Source organism: Klebsiella pneumoniae, assembly GCF_000742135.1.
GTDB lineage: Bacteria > Pseudomonadota > Gammaproteobacteria > Enterobacterales > Enterobacteriaceae > Klebsiella > Klebsiella pneumoniae.
The window spans coordinates 3,142,574-3,160,231 of record NZ_KN046818.1 but is presented as its reverse complement, the minus strand read 5'-3'; the positions used below and the strand labels follow the sequence as shown (position 1 = coordinate 3,160,231).

General features: G+C 56.4%; 15 protein-coding genes. 6 read left to right on the top strand and 9 right to left on the bottom strand.

All coding sequences use genetic code 11. The annotated features are described in order from the left end of the window. The first annotated feature begins 137 nt into the window (after positions 1-137). Positions 138-1,505: a serine endoprotease DegQ gene (gene degQ / locus DR88_RS10720; protein WP_004149967.1), complete on the top strand. Its 1,368-nt coding sequence runs from the start codon at positions 138-140 to the stop codon at positions 1,503-1,505. Positions 1,506-1,592: 87 nt separating this feature from the next. Further along, complete coding sequence (gene degS / locus DR88_RS10725; RefSeq protein ID WP_002918568.1) at positions 1,593-2,651, top strand: outer membrane-stress sensor serine endopeptidase DegS; 1,059 nt, start codon at positions 1,593-1,595, stop codon at positions 2,649-2,651. A 136-nt stretch (positions 2,652-2,787) separates the two neighbouring features. Here the strand turns inward: degS and mdh are convergent, their stop codons facing one another. Beyond that, complete coding sequence (gene mdh, locus DR88_RS10730) at positions 2,788-3,726, bottom strand: malate dehydrogenase (RefSeq protein WP_002918570.1); 939 nt, start codon at positions 3,724-3,726, stop codon at positions 2,788-2,790. A 414-nt stretch (positions 3,727-4,140) separates the two neighbouring features. Between mdh and argR the strand changes: the two genes are divergently transcribed. From argR to yhcN-B, 3 genes are all read left to right on the top strand, one after another. Next, positions 4,141-4,611 (top strand): transcriptional regulator ArgR, encoded by a 471-nt coding sequence (gene argR / locus DR88_RS10735; RefSeq protein ID WP_002918625.1) that lies wholly within the window; start codon positions 4,141-4,143, stop codon positions 4,609-4,611. A gap of 375 nt (positions 4,612-4,986) precedes the next feature. Then, the gene (gene yhcN / locus DR88_RS10740) at positions 4,987-5,250 is read left to right on the top strand and encodes a peroxide/acid stress response protein YhcN (RefSeq protein ID WP_002918626.1); all 264 of its coding nucleotides are present in this window, start codon (positions 4,987-4,989) and stop codon (positions 5,248-5,250) included. Positions 5,251-5,348: 98 nt separating this feature from the next. After that, positions 5,349-5,615 (top strand): DUF1471 family stress response protein YhcN-B, encoded by a 267-nt coding sequence (gene yhcN-B, locus DR88_RS10745; protein WP_002918627.1) that lies wholly within the window; start codon positions 5,349-5,351, stop codon positions 5,613-5,615. A 50-nt stretch (positions 5,616-5,665) separates the two neighbouring features. On the opposite strand, the gene DR88_RS10750 is transcribed toward yhcN-B, so the two are convergent. The 4 genes from DR88_RS10750 to aaeX all read right to left on the bottom strand — a co-directional run bounded on the left by DR88_RS10750 (position 5,666) and on the right by aaeX (position 9,137). Then, positions 5,666-5,941, bottom strand: coding sequence for a barstar family protein (locus DR88_RS10750; RefSeq protein WP_002918629.1), 276 nt, complete (start codon positions 5,939-5,941; stop codon positions 5,666-5,668). Between the two features lie 79 nt (positions 5,942-6,020). After that, entirely contained in the window at positions 6,021-7,988 is a 1,968-nt protein-coding gene (gene aaeB / locus DR88_RS10755; RefSeq protein WP_002918632.1) for a p-hydroxybenzoic acid efflux pump subunit AaeB, read from the bottom strand. 5 nt (positions 7,989-7,993) lie between these two features. Further along, positions 7,994-8,926: a p-hydroxybenzoic acid efflux pump subunit AaeA gene (gene aaeA / locus DR88_RS10760; protein ID WP_002918639.1), complete on the bottom strand. Its 933-nt coding sequence runs from the start codon at positions 8,924-8,926 to the stop codon at positions 7,994-7,996. A gap of 7 nt (positions 8,927-8,933) precedes the next feature. After that, positions 8,934-9,137, bottom strand: coding sequence for a p-hydroxybenzoic acid efflux pump operon protein AaeX (gene aaeX / locus DR88_RS10765; RefSeq protein ID WP_002918640.1), 204 nt, complete (start codon positions 9,135-9,137; stop codon positions 8,934-8,936). Between the two features lie 131 nt (positions 9,138-9,268). Here aaeX and aaeR point away from each other — a divergent pair, with 131 nt between their 5' ends. After that, positions 9,269-10,198 (top strand): HTH-type transcriptional activator AaeR, encoded by a 930-nt coding sequence (aaeR, locus tag DR88_RS10770; RefSeq protein WP_002918641.1) that lies wholly within the window; start codon positions 9,269-9,271, stop codon positions 10,196-10,198. 35 nt (positions 10,199-10,233) lie between these two features. Here the strand turns inward: aaeR and tldD are convergent, their stop codons facing one another. The 4 genes from tldD to DR88_RS10790 all read right to left on the bottom strand — a co-directional run bounded on the left by tldD (position 10,234) and on the right by DR88_RS10790 (position 17,656). Further along, positions 10,234-11,679 carry a metalloprotease TldD gene (gene tldD / locus DR88_RS10775; RefSeq protein ID WP_004144958.1) on the bottom strand — a complete coding sequence of 482 codons (1,446 nt, stop codon included), beginning with the start codon at positions 11,677-11,679 and terminating at the stop codon, positions 10,234-10,236. 88 nt (positions 11,680-11,767) lie between these two features. Further along, positions 11,768-15,565, bottom strand: coding sequence for an AsmA2 domain-containing protein YhdP (gene yhdP / locus DR88_RS10780; protein WP_004149972.1), 3,798 nt, complete (start codon positions 15,563-15,565; stop codon positions 11,768-11,770). Between the two features lie 37 nt (positions 15,566-15,602). Continuing rightward, positions 15,603-17,072 (bottom strand): ribonuclease G, encoded by a 1,470-nt coding sequence (gene rng / locus DR88_RS10785; RefSeq protein ID WP_002918644.1) that lies wholly within the window; start codon positions 17,070-17,072, stop codon positions 15,603-15,605. A gap of 2 nt (positions 17,073-17,074) precedes the next feature. Next, the gene (locus DR88_RS10790) at positions 17,075-17,656 is read right to left on the bottom strand and encodes a Maf family protein (RefSeq protein ID WP_002918646.1); all 582 of its coding nucleotides are present in this window, start codon (positions 17,654-17,656) and stop codon (positions 17,075-17,077) included. Positions 17,657-17,658: the final 2 nt, after the last annotated feature.

The following is a 17,658-nucleotide window of genomic DNA, read 5'->3' as shown; positions in this document are numbered from 1 at the left end:
GTCGCGCCCGCTCCTTCCCCCACTTCCCGGCTACAATTTAAACCAGTCCCCACGTTGTTACCTGTGCAAAAATTCAATAACATCAGGTTATTCAGGACATTTTTCCATACACCTCAGGTTACGAGAGCCAGCATCTAATGAAGAAACAGACTTTGCTGTTGAGTGCGTTAGCGTTAAGCATTGGGTTATCGTTGTCGGTCCTGCCTCCGGCAGCGGCATCCTTACCGACTCAGGTGCCCGGCCAGGGCGCGTTACCAAGCCTGGCGCCGATGTTGGAAAAGGTTCTGCCGGCGGTGGTTAGCGTACAGGTGGAAGGCACTGCCTCGCCGACGCTCAATATGCCGGAAGAGCTGAAAAAATATTTTGGCGATAACGCCCCGCAGGAGCAGGCGCAGCCGTTTGAAGGGCTCGGCTCCGGCGTTATCATCGACGCGGCGAAAGGCTATGTGCTGACCAATAACCACGTCATCAATCAGGCGCAGAAGATCAGCGTCCAGCTGAACGATGGCCGTGAGTTCGATGCCAAACTGGTCGGGAGCGATGAACAGAGCGATATCGCTCTGCTGCAGCTGATTAAGCCAGACCACCTGACGCAAATCGCCATTGCTGACTCTGATAAACTTCGCGTCGGCGACTTCGCCGTCGCCGTCGGCAACCCGTTCGGCCTTGGCCAGACCGCCACCTCCGGCATTATCTCTGCCCTTGGCCGCAGCGGCTTGAACCTTGAAGGGCTGGAGAATTTCATTCAGACCGACGCCTCGATTAACCGCGGCAATTCCGGCGGCGCGCTGCTGAACCTCAACGGCGAGCTTATCGGGATCAACACCGCGATCCTCGCGCCGGGCGGCGGCAGCATCGGCATCGGCTTTGCCATTCCAAGCAATATGGCGAAAACCCTCGCCGACCAGCTTATTCAGTTTGGCGAAATCAAGCGCGGCCTGTTGGGCATTAAAGGCATGGAAATGAGCGCCGACATCGCCAAAGCGATGAATCTCAACGTTCAGCGCGGCGCCTTCGTCAGTGAAGTCCTGCCAAACTCCGGCTCCGCCAAAGCGGGGATTAAATCCGGGGACGTCATCGTGAGTCTGAACGGCAAACCGCTGAACAGTTTCGCCGAACTGCGTTCGCGGATCGCCACCACCGAGCCGGGTACCAAGGTCAAACTGGGCCTGCTGCGCGATGGAAAGCCGGTCGATGTCGAAGTGACCCTGGATAAGAGCACCTCCTCAACCGCCAGCGCGGAACTGATTATCCCGGCGCTGCAGGGGGCCTCGTTCAGCGACGGCCAGATGAAAGATGGCACCAAAGGAGTGGTGATCGATAATGTGGATAAAGGCAGCGCCGCCGCCCAGGTCGGTCTGCATAAGGATGACATTATCATTGGCCTTAACCGGCAGCGTATTCACTCAATTGCCGAACTGCGCAAAGTGCTCGAAGGCAAACCGCCGGTCATCGCCCTGAACGTGATCCGCGGCAACGAAAGCATCTATCTGCTGCTGCGCTGATTGTCTCTCCGGGCATCGCCGCCATGTGCGATGTCCGGACAACTCATGCTATGCTGCGCCTGACCATTCATTAACGATATCTGCATCATGCCTGGAAAGTTATTACGTTCAGTACTCATCGGTTTGCTTGTCGGGGGTCTGCTGCTGGCCCTGATGCCCTCGCTGCGCCAGTGGCAGTTGGCGCCGACTACCCAGAACGATACGGCAGACGACTCCCCGGCGAGCTATAACGCCGCGGTGCGCCGCGCGGCGCCCGCCGTGGTGAACGTCTATAACCGCGCCCTTAACAGCACCAGCCATAATCAGCTGACGCTTGGCTCAGGGGTGATTATGGATCAGCGCGGCTATATCCTGACCAACAAGCATGTTATCAACGATGCCGATCAGATTATCGTCGCCCTGCAGGACGGCCGCGTCTTCGAAGCGCTGCTGGTAGGATCCGATTCCCTCACCGATCTCGCCGTGCTCAAGATCAATGCTACCGGCGGGCTGCCGGTGATCCCGATCAATCCGAAACGCACGCCGCACATCGGCGACGTGGTGCTGGCGATTGGCAACCCTTATAACCTGGGGCAGACCATCACCCAGGGGATTATCAGCGCCACAGGGCGCATTGGCCTCAATCCGACCGGCCGCCAGAACTTCCTGCAGACTGATGCCTCGATCAACCACGGTAACTCCGGCGGGGCGCTGGTGAACTCCCTCGGCGAGCTGATGGGGATTAACACCCTCTCCTTTGACAAGAGCAATGACGGCGAAACGCCGGAAGGCATTGGCTTTGCGATCCCGTTCCAGTTAGCGACCAAAATTATGGATAAACTGATCCGCGATGGCCGGGTGATCCGCGGCTATATCGGCATTAGCGGCCGGGAGATCGCCCCGCTGCACGCGCAGGGCGGAGGGATCGATCAGATTCAGGGGATCGTCGTTAACGATGTGGCCCCGGACGGTCCAGCGGCGCAAGCCGGGATCCGCGCCAACGACGTAATCATCTCCGTGAATGACAAACCCGCCGTCTCGGCGCTGGAGACGATGGATCAGGTGGCCGAGATCCGCCCGGGATCGGAAATTCCGGTGGTCATCATGCGTGATGATAAGAAAATCACGCTCCATATCGCCGTCCAGGAATACCCGGCCACCAACTAAACGGCTCCCTGTTTGGGGAGCCACGTTAATCGCTAAATACCGGACCGGCCGGGAATCTGACCAGAAACCCGGTTTCCATGAATGCTGGACAATAAAAAGCCGGAACAGCGGTTCCGGCTCTTCTGTTAGGGCGAGATTACTTGTTGACGAAGTCTTCGCCGAGCGCGATATCTTTCTTCAGGGTGTCCAGCATGCCCTCCAGCGCCTGCTGTTCAAAGGCGCTGAGTTTGCCGATAGACTGTCGCTCTTCCACGCCGTTTTTCCCCAGCAGCAGCGGCTGGGAGAAGAAACGCGCATAGTGGCCGTCGCCTTCCACGTAGGCGCACTCCACCACGCCTTTTTCCCCCTGCATGGCGCGAACCAGAGAGAGACCAAAACGGGCAGCCGCCTGGCCCATCGACAAGGTCGCCGACCCGCCGCCCGCTTTCGCTTCCACGACTTCGGTACCGGCGTTCTGAATACGTTTAGTCAGGTCGGCAATTTCCTGATCGCTAAAGCTGACGCCGGGGATCTGCGACAGTAAAGGCAGAATGGTGACCCCGGAGTGACCACCAATGACCGGGACTTCCACCTCGGTTGCCGATTTACCTTTCAGCTCCGCCACAAAGGTATTGGAACGGATGATGTCCAGCGTGGTAACGCCGAACAGTTTGTTTTTATCGTACACGCCGGCTTTTTTCAGTACTTCGGCGGCGATAGCCACGGTGGTATTCACCGGGTTGGTGATAATGCCGATGCAGGCCTGCGGGCAGGTTTTGGCAATCTGCTGCACGAGGTTCTTCACGATACCCGCATTCACATTAAACAGGTCGGAACGATCCATGCCGGGCTTACGCGCCACGCCCGCGGAGATCAGCACTACATCCGCGCCTTCCAGCGCCGGAGTAGCGTCTTCACCGGAAAATCCTTTAATTTTTACATCTGTGGGGATATGACTTAGATCTACCGCCACGCCCGGCGTAACCGGAGCGATGTCGTACAACGAGAGCTCTGAACCTGAAGGCAGTTGGGTCTTAAGTAGTAGGGCAAGCGCCTGGCCGATACCACCGGCAGCGCCAAGGACTGCAACTTTCATCCTAAACTCCTTATTATGGTTAATTTAGTCTTTCGTTATTCCGTCGCCTGGACCTTAATTCACAAGATGAACAATTACAATGATTATGGCTGAAGAATGCATTATTGTGCGTAGCAATAGAACAGCGGCGCACTTTATGCTTCCTGACTGACCATCCAGCAAAGCGAAGTACCGGATCGACTATTGGTTACAATACACCCAGCCAGTTGCGCAAAACAACACCAACTCAATAACATTTCATTTACTTTTACATGGCTTTAAGCGTTGTGATGAGAACATGTTCCTTATACGGTTTTTTTGCTAAAATATGCCCCCTTCATAACATTATTGACCTATCCTTTCGCGGATTATTTGCATAAAAATTCATGGTTATGCATAATGATGTTGATTTTACCACCATAATCTGGGTGACTTATGCGAAGTTCGGCAAAACAAGAAGAACTGGTTAAAGCGTTTAAAGCGCTGCTTAAAGAAGAGAAATTCAGCTCGCAGGGAGAGATCGTCCAGGCGCTGCAGGAAGAGGGCTTCGAGAATATCAACCAATCGAAGGTTTCCCGCATGCTCACCAAATTTGGTGCGGTGCGTACCCGTAACGCCAAAATGGAAATGGTCTATTGCTTGCCTGCCGAGCTTGGGGTACCGACCACCTCCAGCCCGCTGAAGAATTTGGTGCTGGATATCGACTATAACGATGCCGTAGTGGTGATTCATACCAGCCCCGGCGCCGCGCAGCTGATCGCCCGTCTTCTCGACTCGCTGGGCAAAGCGGAAGGCATTCTTGGCAGTATCGCCGGGGATGACACCATCTTTACCACGCCTGCGCGCGGTTTTACGGTGAAAGATCTGCACGACGCCATTCTGGTTCTGTTTGAGCAGGAACTCTGAGTAATTCCCCTCTGGCTACCGTCAGAGGGCGACTCCCCTTTCTTTTGCCTCTCCCCCCTTCTGGCACAACAACTATTTAACACTTAGTGTCATTTACGCCGTCTATACGTTCTTTTACTAACGCGAAAATCGTAAAACGCACAAAAGATCAAATTCGTATACCTTTATGAATTTATTAGAAATAAATCTTATCGCTGTCGCTAACGTGTCATTTTTAATTCTTATCCGTTATAAAAAGCGCAATCTATTGTAACTATTAACGCACAAAACAATTAGCATGGTATTAATATTTTTGGTGATTAGTGTATACTTGGTTTTGTGATGAGGGTCACGAAACAAAGACCCCCAACAAAAAGATTCGACGAGGTGAACATCATGAAAATCAAAACCACTGTAGCTGCTATCAGCATCCTGTCCGTCGTGTCGTTTGGCGCTTTCGCCGCTGATATTATCAACAGCGAGCAGGCCCAGGGCCGCGAGGCCATCGGCACGGTTTCCGTCGGCGCGGTAGCATCTTCCCCGATGGATATGCATGAAATGCTGAACAAAAAAGCGCAGGAAGAAGGGGCTTCTTCTTACCGCATTATTGAAGCCCGCACTGGCGACCACTGGCATGCCACTGCTGAGCTGTATAAATAAGTTTTAGACGTCAACGATTAACCTGACAAAAATTCTCTACCGCGGCCCGGCGACATACATCGCCCCGCCGCGGCAAAACAAAGACTGGAGTAAAGATTATGAAACGCGCAATGATCATCGCATCCCTTGGCCTGGCTTCCCTTCTCTCTTTCGGTGCCAGCGCGGCTGTCCAGCAAGTGAACGCAGAGCAAGCCCAAAATCTGCAATCCATGGGCACCATCTCCGTATCCCAGGTAGGTAGTGCGCCAATGGACATGCGTCAGGAACTGGCGGCTAAAGCCGAGAAAGAAGGCGCCAGCAGCTACCGTATTATTGAAGCACGTACCGGCGATAGCTGGCACGCCACCGCTGAGCTGTACAAATAAACCCTCGTCGTCTTATTTCGACGACTTGCCCCCGCCTGCCGGGGGCTTTTTTATGCTTGTCGGGCATTAAAACGCAACTCCCCCTCCAGCTCTTCCTCTGCTTCATCAAACAATAAAATCAATGCGCCAAAGCGCCGGCGCTGCTTGTCATTTAAATGGATGAACTCAATATCCAGCGGCAGCGGTAGCAGGCCACCGGTCACTGCGTCCCATAGCGAATCCAGGTTGTTGACCTTATCCTGAGCCAGCTCGAAGGTTCGGGAAAACTCCCGGTAGAAATCCTGTTGTTCGGCGATTTCGTCAAAATCAAACGTATAGGTGGTCATGACAGCCCCTCCCGCTTCTCTTTCTGTCGCCGTTAAGTATAGCGATAAAAAAACCGACGCCTGGGCGTCGGTTTATGGGTTAGCTGCTGGTCAGCACATGCTGGTACTTATGCAGCATCTCAACCAGTCGCCGTACCGGCTCGGTAACCTGCGGCGAGGCCTCCCAGACCCGCAGCTTCTCCTGATAGACATCAAGCTCCGCCAGCAGCTGGGTAAAATAGCGCCGACGCTTATCATCGCTGCCGGCGGAGATCACATGGTCCGCGGTACGTCGCAGCTGACGATGGAAGGCGGAGAGATCGTCGTTCACCGGCACGGGCGCATCGCGCAAGCGCTGATGGGCGATGATTAACGTCAACGCCAGACGGAAACGGGCGACGTCACCCGGGAATTTATTGAGTAATAAAAACAGCTGCTGATAGAGCGCGGGCAGATGATTCTCTTTGCGACGCGCCGAGTTGGTGGTCAGCGAAGAGACCGCCGCGGAGACAAACTGGTTCAGCAGCACCCGACCGGTTCTGGCCCGGGAGTTATCCCTGACAATAAGAATAACCATCAGAGCGAGGAAACAGCCGACGATCTGCCCCAGCGCGCTATCGAGGAACTGGCTGAACTGGAACTGCATCGGGTTATCCAGCACCAGAATGTTGATGGTGCTCGCCAGCGCCCCCAGCGATCCGAGACGCCTTTTTTGCACTTCGATTCCGATAAAGAACGCCATCGCCGCCAGGCTGATGCAAAGCAACAGCATGCTCTGCTGCGTCGCCGGCATGATCACCAGGAAGTACAAGGTGCCCAACGGTAACGCCGCCAGGGTGCCATAGAGGAAGTCTATCGCCACCATACGCGGGTTTGGCAGGCGCATCGCCAGCGCGGTAACCACGGCGATCATTACCATCGCGCCGCTGCCTGAGGTCCAGCCCGTCCACAGCCAGAATAGCGTTCCGAGAATACAGGAGACGGAGGTGCGCCAGAAGTTCACCATCGCGTGATGACGTTCGGCGGACTCCACTTTAACCACCGTTTCGCCGCGCAACACGCCATCCTCGATACGGCTGATTTTAGTATTCCCCACCACGCCGCGCTTAAGCAGCAGATAACGCGTGGCGGCGCCCACCCAGCTATAAATCGTGACCGGGGTATTATGCTCGCCTTTCCAGGTCAGGAAGCGGCGCATGCGCTTCAGCTGCTGGTGAACATCCTGCACCGTCTCAACCGGCTCGGCGAACAGCTCGCGATAGTCGTCCGTGACCATTTCCGGGCGTGAGTTCTGAATCAGATAGGTTTCGCAAGCCTGGGTGATAAGGGTTAGCGAAAGGGTGTTGATCGCCTTCAGGCGCTGATTGGCCTTTGCCCAGCGTGAGGATTCCATAATCAGGTTACTACGCATACCTTCCAGCGCCGTAGTGCGGCGTACCAGCGCTCCCCAAGCTTGATCCACTTCCTCTTTTTCACCGTGCGCGACGCATAACTGCATCAGCTTATACTGTGCAATTAGCAGATTATCGAGCTCGAGGTCGATCTCTTTTTTAATCGAACGCGGCGAAAACAGGAGATCGGCGACGATGGCGCTGACAATACCGATGACAATTTCGCTGCAGCGTTCGACAGCAAACTGCGGCGCCAGCATCGGATTGGTATGGATGGTAATAATGATAATCAGCGCGGTGTACCCGGCCAGCCCCCAGGCATAGGAGTTTTCGACCTTGACCAGCGACGAAACCCAGGTACAAAACCCGGCCCACAGACAGCAGACCAGCATCATCAGCAGAGGCGCGCGGATCATCAGGATGATGATAACCAGCGCCGCAATACAGCCAATAAAGGTCCCGGCAATACGCAACATACCGCGATAGCGGATTGCGCCGGAGTACGGTTCGCCGCCAGCAGCAAAGGCCGGCCCGGCGGCGACGATCGCTGCCGTCAGTACCGCCCAGCGCGGCGTTTCGAGCTGAAAATGGAAACCGACAAACAGCGCCAGCACCACCGCGCATGCAAGCTTAATGGCAAAGCGGAGATGCCGGGGAGCAATGGTATATGTCCCCATAGCAATTAACCAAATTCGCGCAGGCGCATAGCCAGTTTCTGGAAGAAGTTGGCCTGGCTGGTATCACGATCTTCTTGACCGGTGATCACTACCGTCGCCGTGGTGCCCGATGGCCACAGATTCCCCTGCTGGTGATCGAGGCGAATACGCACCGGCACACGCTGCGCCAGACGCACCCACTCAAGGTTGGAGTCGACCGAGGCCATCCCTTTCGAGTCGCTGCTGCTGCTGGCGTTGGTCACCCCCGCAGCGATACTGTCCACCGTCCCTTTAATGGTTTTGCTGCTGCCCAGCGGGGTAATCTCCGCACGATAGCCTGGACGGACGCCCTCCAGTTTGGTCTCTTCCAGATAGGCCATGACGTAAAACGTATTCTCTTTCACCAGCGCCACCGCCGTGGAGCCACGGGTGATAAATTCCCCAGTGTAGACGTTAAGGTTAGTCACCCAGCCATCCGCAGGGGCGCGAATGACCGTCCGCTCCAGATCTAGCCTGGCCAGGTCGCGACTAGCCACCGCTTTCGCCAGCTGATGTTCAACGGTTTGCAGTACGTTGTTCGCCTGATCAATCTCTTCCCGCGACATCGCCTGTACGCCAAGCTTATTACGCCGACCGGCTTCGACGCGTTTTTCCTGAGCTAACGTCTGATAATAGGCGACATCAGCTTCCGCCTGCGCCAGCGCTTTTTGGTAACGAGGTTGGTCAATAACGAACAATACCTGGTCTTTCTTAACCAGTTGGTTATCCTTGACGTTTACCTGAGAAATCAGCCCGGAGACGTCGGGGGCAATCGCCACAATGTCGGCGCTAAAGCGCGCATCACGCGTCCACGGCGAGGCGGTGTAATAAACCCAGGCGCGGAAAATCGCCACGAAGGCCAGAATGACCAGTATCACGGTAATGGCAGTACGGAGGATATTTCTTGTTAGTGTTTTCACATCAACCTCAAACGAACAAGCGCGATATCAAATAAAAAAGGCAGCAATAGAGCGCCGTATTAAACAGTGCTGGGTGCCAGACAAAATCGTAAATGCCGGTCGGAACCAGCAGTCGGTGCACCAGCCAAAAGATAGCCAGCGACAAAAGCAACTCGAAGAAGATCGGCGGAAACGATAAGCCGAAAATCACGATGACAGGAAACAGACTCATGATGACCTTGAATAAGAAGCGTACAGGTAGTGAGCAGATGCGTTTATTATGTAGCTAACAATATATTAACGTAACGATTGCCGCATTATCTACAATGTGTGATCTAAATCACTTTTAAGCCAGAGTGAATAATGGAACGATTAAAACGCATGTCCGTTTTCGCCAAAGTGGTCGAATTAGGTTCATTCACCGCAGCGGCCCGCCAGCTTCAGATGAGCGTTTCCTCGATCAGTCAGACCGTCGCCAAACTGGAAGATGAGCTGCAGGTAAAGCTGCTCAACCGCAGCACCCGCAGCCTTGGCTTAACTGAAGCAGGTAAAATCTATTATCAGGGCTGCCGTAGGATGCTGTTTGAAGCGCAGGATGTCCATGAGCAATTATACGCATTTAACAATACCCCCATCGGGACGCTGCGCATCGGCTGCTCTTCAACTATGGCACAGAATGTTCTGGCGCGCATAACGGCGAAAATGCTCAAAGAATACCCCGGGCTCTCTGTTAATCTGGTCACCGGCATACCTGCGCCAGACCTGATCGCCGACGGCCTTGACGTGGTGATCCGCGTGGGCGCCCTGCAGGATTCCAGCCTTTTTTCCCGCCGCCTGGGCTCAATGCCGATGGTATTATGCGCCGCTAAAAGCTATCTGGCGCAGGCTGGCAATCCAGAGAAACCGGCCGACCTTGCCGGACATGCCTGGCTGGAATATAGCGTGCGGCCGGACAATGAGTTTGTCATTATCGCGCCGGAAGGGATCTCGACCCGCCTGACCCCGCAGGGGCGCTTCGTGACCAACGACCCTATGACGCTGGTGCGCTGGCTGACCGCCGGGGTGGGTATCGCCTATGTACCCTTAATGTGGGCGATCGAAGAGATCAACCGCGGTGAGCTTGAGATCCTGCTGCCCAGCTATCAGTCCGATCCGCGACCGGTCTACGCCCTGTATACGGAAAAGGATAAATTGCCGCTGAAAGTGCAGGTCTGTATCAACTATCTGACGGAGTATTTTGTCGACGTGGCGAAGATCTATCAGGGCATGCACGGGCGCGGGATCGCCCGGTGAAGCGGTTCCCGGCAGCGCCGGGAACCAGGTCAGGATCAGGCGGTGCCGCCGACGGTAAGGTTATCGACCTTCAGGGTCGGCTGGCCGACGCCCACCGGCACGCTCTGGCCCTCTTTGCCACAGACGCCGACGCCGTTATCCAGACGCAGGTCGTTGCCCACCATCGAAATCTGCTGCATGGTCTCAATGCCGGAGCCAATCAGCGTGGCCCCTTTCACCGCCTTCGTGACCTTCCCTTTTTCGATCAGATAGGCCTCGGAAGTGGAGAAGACGAATTTACCGGAGGTGATATCCACCTGCCCGCCGCCGAAGTTAGGCGCAAAGATACCGTAGTCGACCGATTCGATAATCTCCTGTGGCGTTGACTGGCCCGCCAGCATATAGGTGTTGGTCATACGCGGCATCGGCAGATGGGCATACGACTCACGTCGGCCATTGCCGGTCGGTGCGACGCCCATCAGGCGCGCGTTGAGTTTATCCTGCATATAGCCTTTCAGAATGCCGTTTTCGATTAGCACGTTGTATTGCCCCGGCGTCCCTTCGTCATCAATGGCCACCGAGCCACGGCGATCGGCGATGGTGCCGTCATCCACTACGGTGCACAGCTCAGAGGCGACTAATTCCCCCATATGGCCACTAAAGACCGAGGTGCCACGCCGGTTGAAATCGCCTTCCAGCCCATGGCCGACCGCTTCATGCAGCAGGACGCCAGGCCAGCCGGCGCCGAGCACCACCGGCAGCATCCCCGCAGGGGCGGCGACCGCCGAGAGGTTGACCAGCGCCATGCGCACCGCTTCTTTCGCCCAGGCATCAGCCCGCACGTCGCCCTCCTGGGAGGCGAGGAAATAGTCATAACCAAAACGCCCGCCACCGCCGCTGCTGCCGCGCTCACGCTTGCCATCCTCTTCCACCAGCACGCTGACGGAAAGACGAACCAGCGGACGAACGTCGGCGGCCAGAGTGCCATCGGTGGCGGCGACCAGGATCAGCTCATACACCCCGCTCAGGCTGGCTGAAACCTCCTGCACCCGCTGGTCCGCCGCCCGGGCGACTTTGTCTACCCGGCGCAGAATATCCAGCTTCTCTTCCCGGGTCATACTCTGCAGCGGGTCGATGCTGGTGTACAGGGCACGATGCTCTACGGCGCCGAGGGTCTGCACTTTGCCATTGCCGGTGTCGCGCACAATGGTCCGCGCCGCCTGGGCGCTCTGCTCCAGCGCCAGTTTGCTGATCTGATCGGCGTAGGCAAAGCCCGTTTTTTCGCCGCTGACGGCGCGCACGCCTACGCCCTGGTCGATATTGTACGACCCATCTTTAATGATGCTGTCTTCCAGAACCCAGGATTCGTGATAGCTCGACTGAAAATAGAGATCGCCGTAATCGAGGCGGCGCTCGGTCAGTTGACCAAGAATGGCAAACAGGTCCTGATGATTCAGGCCATTTGCCGACAGTAATTGTTCACTTACCAGGTTCAGACTCATCGTTATGCTACTCGTTTGTTGCCGCCTGACAGGCGGAAATACAGAAGGCTATCTATTGAGATTGCGGCAATTCCCGGCAATCGTCAAATCATTGCTTTTTATTGCTGCGCGCCTGGCGCAGCACTTCATTGATCTGCGGCTGGTCAATCGGGCCGGTGATGCGGTAGCGCAGAATCGAAACTTTATTCCACAGCGGACCCAGCACTTTGCTGGCGGCAAATACCGCCGCGCCGACGATGGGGTTGACGGCAAAGGCCGCCGCCACGCCGACGGTCGCGGAGATCTCCGGCGCCACCACCGCCTGCAGATCCAGCTGGCGACGCACCAGATCGACCGACCCTTTCATAGCAATATCCGCTTCAAGGCCATCCACCAGCGTATCATCGGTATGCAGTACGCCATCCTTAATCCATGCCGTACTGTTAATCGAATCGAAGTAAAAGCCTTCGCTGAAGGTATCGCTGAAATCGAAACGCAGTTTACGCAGCAGGGCATCCACACTCAGCAGACGCAGCAGCTGGCCAGCGTGCCCGGTACTCAGGTCGGTAAACTGCCCCTTGCCCAGGTGGCTTTTAATGATGCCATTGAGCGACGCGACATCGGGTGACCAGGGCGGCGCGCGCCAGTGCAGATCGTAGTCGATATCAAACGGCGAATCCTTCACCGGCGTGGAGACGCCAAAGAAATCCGCAAATGCATCCGTCTTATTGCCGTGCAGTCTGCCTTTCAGCGAGGTTCGAACCCCTGAAGGGGCGTTCACCCACACGCCGTTGGTCGTCAGCCGGCCAAACCCGGTATCCACCAGGCCGTTGGAGAGCGTTAAGGTATCCCCTTTGATCGCCACATCCCCATCGATGCGGCCATATTTTTGTCCCCACAGCCAGCATTCCGCGCAGCGTAGCTGCAGATCGGGCCAGCCATGGAAATCCAGCCGCGTCGCCGTCTGGGGGGCAACATTCTCTGTTGCGTTCTGGCCGCTGGCGCTGGCCGGATTGAAATAGAGATAACGCACATTTGCCAGCCACGGAGCATTGTCGCGCATCGTCAATGTGGCATTGATCTCACGCCCCTGCGCCTCAACCTGCGAGCCGCCGGCGACCGGCTGGGACATCAGACTGACGTTGTTCCACTGTTGACCCGCGAGGGCCAGCGACGGCGTACGCAGCACAATGCGCGGTGGAAAGAGCACGCTGCTGCTCACTTCATTTGCCGCGCCGTTCTCGAAGAGCGCCAGCCACTGCGCGCCATCCATCGGCGGCAGGTTGAGCTCGATACCGGGCTGATCGGGCAGCGGAGAGTGCCCTTTGCTGTCAGTGGTAAGGATCGCTCTATCCAGCGTCAGCTTATGATTGAGCAACCAGCGGCTGTTAATATGATTCTTCGCCCCGATGGAGCCGGTCAGGTCGAAGCTGCTCAGGCCGCCGGCGACGTTAATTTTGACCGGAAGGGGTTCGCCGGCGGGCTTACTGACTGGCGAAGGTAAGCGACTGCTCACATTCTTCAGATCGCCGTTGATATCGACCTTATAGCTGGCATTGCCATGGTACGGCAGTTCGATGGCGACCTTGCCATCCCACGGGACGCTACCGCTCAACGCCTCACTCACGGCTTTCGGCAGCAGCCCGGTGCGCGACGGCTGCCAGTTGGCATTCATCCCGACATCCACCAGAAACGCTTTTTCACCTTCGCGGGTGGAAAAATTGAGGTTCAGCGGCTGATTAAACCAGGTCGCGCTCAACGTTTGACTATTGAGATCGCCATTCACAAAGCTGAAATTACCGCTCAGGTTCTGCAGCGTAGTATCTAACGGTTTGATAAACAGGCTATTATTCTGCAGGCGCACATCGCCTTTCGCGGTGGTCATCTCGCCGTCGAGGGGGATATTCAGATGTAAGCGAGCGCTCACATCCCCATCCAGCTGCAGGGAATCCAGCGCCGCCCCGAGCGACTCTTTCAGCGGCGTAGTATTAAAGTAAGGTCCAACCTCTTTGCCCGGGCCTTTGATATCGGCATCAATCAGCAGTTTTTCCTGCGCATAGTCCGGGATCGCGGCATCGAGATTGCTGGCGGTCACGTTGCCAAGCATCGCTTTATCCGCCCGCATCCACAGGCCGTTGTTGATAAAATTGAGGTCGATGTTCAGCCCGGTTAGCGCCGGCCAGTCCGGTTGGAAGGCAAAAGTGGCGTTCTTCAGCGGAACATAAACCTGGAACTGGCCTTCATTATGCGGATAAGGGAATAGATGCGGATTGCCGCCATACACTAGCGTCGCATCGCTGGCTTGCCCTGCTTTAATCGCGCCGCTGAGATAGTCCACCAGCGCTTTGCCCATCAGATTTTCCGGGAAATAACGCCATGCCTGGCCACCGTCATTGGTGCTGATGCCCGCCAGAATGCCCAGCCAGGGATCGTCCCCCTGCGGTTGCAGATAGCGGAAGCCGCCGCGGGCGCGTACGCCTGTCGCCTGCACGTCTATATCGCGGCCATCAAGCATAAACCCTTTGTCGTTTTTCACCCAACTGAGCGTGGCTTCGCCAGCGGCTATCTCCAGCGGCGCGCGGAAGACGCCGGCATACGGCATCAGCGCCTTCGCCATATGGGCGCGTAATTCCCCGTGCTCAACGCTGCCATTCAGACTGCCGGAGAAGTGCTCTGCCCCAGGCAGGAGTTTCCACTGCTTCCACGCCAGATCGCTCCACTGCGCCTGAAAACGCGTTTTCTCCGTCGCCTGCAGGGGGATATCGAGAGCCAGCAAATTGATTTTGCCGCCAGGCTGCGTGGTACGCCAGAGTTCGCCCAGAGAAGGCGCCAGCTTATCAGCAAACGGCTGTAACCCGCTCAGGCCGCTGAGGGCCAAATTGCTGGCGCGAATACGTAACTCATCGCTACGCTGACGATCGTCGCCACCAACGTCCTGCGCCGGGATCCACGCCATCGCCAGGGCTCCGCTTGGCCAGGGTTTATCATCGATAGCGATCCGCGTATCGGGAATATAAAAGGCCCAGCTTTGCTTATCATGGGAGAGATGCGCCGTCAGGTTATCCACCGACAAATGATGGACTTCGTTATCGCCCTGCCAGCTGGCGCCCCCTTTTTTCAGCCATACGTCGCCGCTGGCCACATCGCCTTTTTCAATGGTCATCCAGCCTTCGAGGCTGAAGCGGGCGCTTTTCAGGGCGATATTGTCCTGCATCCAGCGTCCCAGCCACGGTTTGACGTCGATATCATCCGCCTGCAGCCAGACCCGGCCTTTATTCAGCAGGCCATCCTCATCGCGAAGATCCATCCGCACCTGCATGACGCCATGCTGGCCGGTGAGGCTGGAGAGGCTGAGCTGCCCCTCGGCGCGATGACGGTTCCTGTCGTTAAGCCATGTCAGCTGCGGAACCGCCAGCTCCGCCCGCTGACCGGAAAGGGTCAGGAAGCTCAGATGGCTGTCGCGCAGAGTAAAGTGATCGAACTGACGTAAAAAGAGATCGCTGATGCGGTCGGTTTTCAGGCTTTCGCCACCGTCATTGGTCTGAATAGGGGTATTGGTATGGACCTGCAGCTGCCAGAAGGTGAGGTCGCGGAACTGCCAGCGCATATGCAGCAGGCTCTGCCAGACATCCAGCGCCAGGGTTACGCGCTTGACCGCCATTGTGCCGCCATCTTTCAGCCCGACATGGATATCGCGGGCGTCTAACGTCGGACCAAAAGTCTGCCAGCTGGCGGTGATCTGCGAGGCGTCCACCGGCGTACCGGTGAGGGTGGAGATCTTCTCCAGCAGCTGCGGACGCCAGGCGTCGAGCTGTGGCAACACGAGACGCAAGCCACTCACCAGCAGCGCGACGATAACAATCAATGTTGCCACGGTGAGCAATAAAATCCCGGGCAGTCGCCTCACGCCTCTCTCCTTGTCAGCCGCACAATGACGCGGTGTCTTACATCATAACCACATCGAACTGCTCTTGATTATAGAGCGGCTCAATTTGTACCTTCACCTGTTTGCCGACAAAGATTTCCACTTCCGCCAGCGCATGCGACTCTTCCCCTTTCAGGGTTTCCGCCACCGCAGGGGAAGCATAGACCAGGAAGCGATCGGAATCATAAGCATGATGTACGCGGACGATCTCACGCATAATCTCATAGCACACCGTTTCCACCGACTTTACCGTTCCACGTCCGTGGCAGGTTGGGCACTCGTTGCACAGCACATGCTCCACGCTTTCACGGGTGCGTTTACGGGTCATCTCCACCAGGCCCAGCTGGGAGAAGCCGTTAATGCTGGTCTTCACCCGATCTTTACTCAGCGCCTGCTCTAAAGAGTGCAACACCCGTCGACGGTGATCTTCATTGTTCATGTCTATGAAATCAATGATAATAATGCCGCCGAGATTACGCAAACGTAGCTGGCGGGCTATCGCCTGGGTGGCTTCGATGTTGGTATTGAAGATCGTATCGTCAAGATTGCGGTGCCCGACAAAGGCCCCGGTGTTGATATCGATGGTGGTCATCGCCTCGGTCTGGTCGATGATCAGATAGCCCCCCGATTTGAGCTCGACTTTACGCTCCAGCGCGCGCTGAATTTCGTTCTCAACGTCAAAGAGATCGAATATCGGCTGACGGCCGCTGTAGTGTTCCAGCTTGCTGGTCATTTCCGGGATATATTCGGCGGTGAATTCGAGCAACGCCTCATAGGTCAGGCGCGAGTCGACGCGAATGCGATCCAGTTGCGCATCGGCAAAATCACGCAGCACGCGCTGGGCCAGAGCCAGCTCGCCATACAGCTGATAGCGGGTCTGGTTGCGCTTTTTGCGCTCCATCACCTTGGTCCATACGCGCTTAAGATAAGCGGCATCGGCGGCCATCTCCTGCTCGTGAACGCCTTCCGCAGCGGTGCGAATGATAAACCCGCCCTGCTCATCGCAATATTCTGCGACGACCTTTTTTAGGCGCTCGCGCTCGGCTTCGCTTTCAATCCGCTGAGAGACCCCCACGTGGGAGGCGCCTGGCATAAAGACCAGATAGCGGGAAGGCAGGGTAATATCGGTGGTCAGACGCGCGCCTTTGGTACCCAGCGGATCTTTAACCACCTGGACCATCAGGTCCTGGCCCTGGCGCACCAGCTCCGAAATATCGCGCACGGTAAACTGCTTTTGCTCCTCACCGGCGACGCACTCGGTATGCGGCATGATATCGGAGGCGTGAAGGAACGCCGCCTTATCCAGACCAATATCTACAAAAGCCGCCTGCATTCCCGGCAGCACTCGGCTAACACGACCTTTGTAGATATTGCCTACTATTCCGCGTCGCGCTTCACGCTCAATATGGATTTCCTGCAGAATACCGCCATCAATATACGCAACGCGCGTTTCGGATGGCGTTACGTTAACTAATAATTCAGCCGTCATCTTTATCCCTTTCCTTTACGCAGTGAGTTAAAGTTACTGAGCAACTCATACGTTTCCACCAGCGGTAAGCCGACTACGGCGTGATAGCTGCCATTAATCTTCCTGACGAAGCAACCACCCAACCCTTGAATACCGTATGCACCTGCTTTATCTAAAGGCTCGCCGCTGGCCACATAATCGGCGATATCCTGCTCGCTGAGCCGCCGGAAGGTCACTTCCGTGACCACCAGACAGTCCAGCGTTTGCTGCTTATCCGCCAGCGCCACCGCGGTCATGACCTGATGGGTGTGGCCGGAAAGCAAACGCAGCATCGCTGCAGCGTGTTCGGCGTCGCGCGGTTTTTCCAGCACTTCGCCGTTCAAAATGACAATCGTATCCGCTCCCAGCACCGGCAAATCGCGGGTGGCCATCGCCACCCCGGCCTGCGCTTTTTCGCGCGCCAGGCGGACGACATAGTGCTGGGCGCTCTCCTGCGGCTGGCGCTGCTCCTCAATACCAGGAACCAGACGCTCGAAAGCGAGACCAAGCTGAGTCAGCAGTTCCTGCCGACGCGGGGAACCAGAAGCGAGATACAGAGTTGTCATAT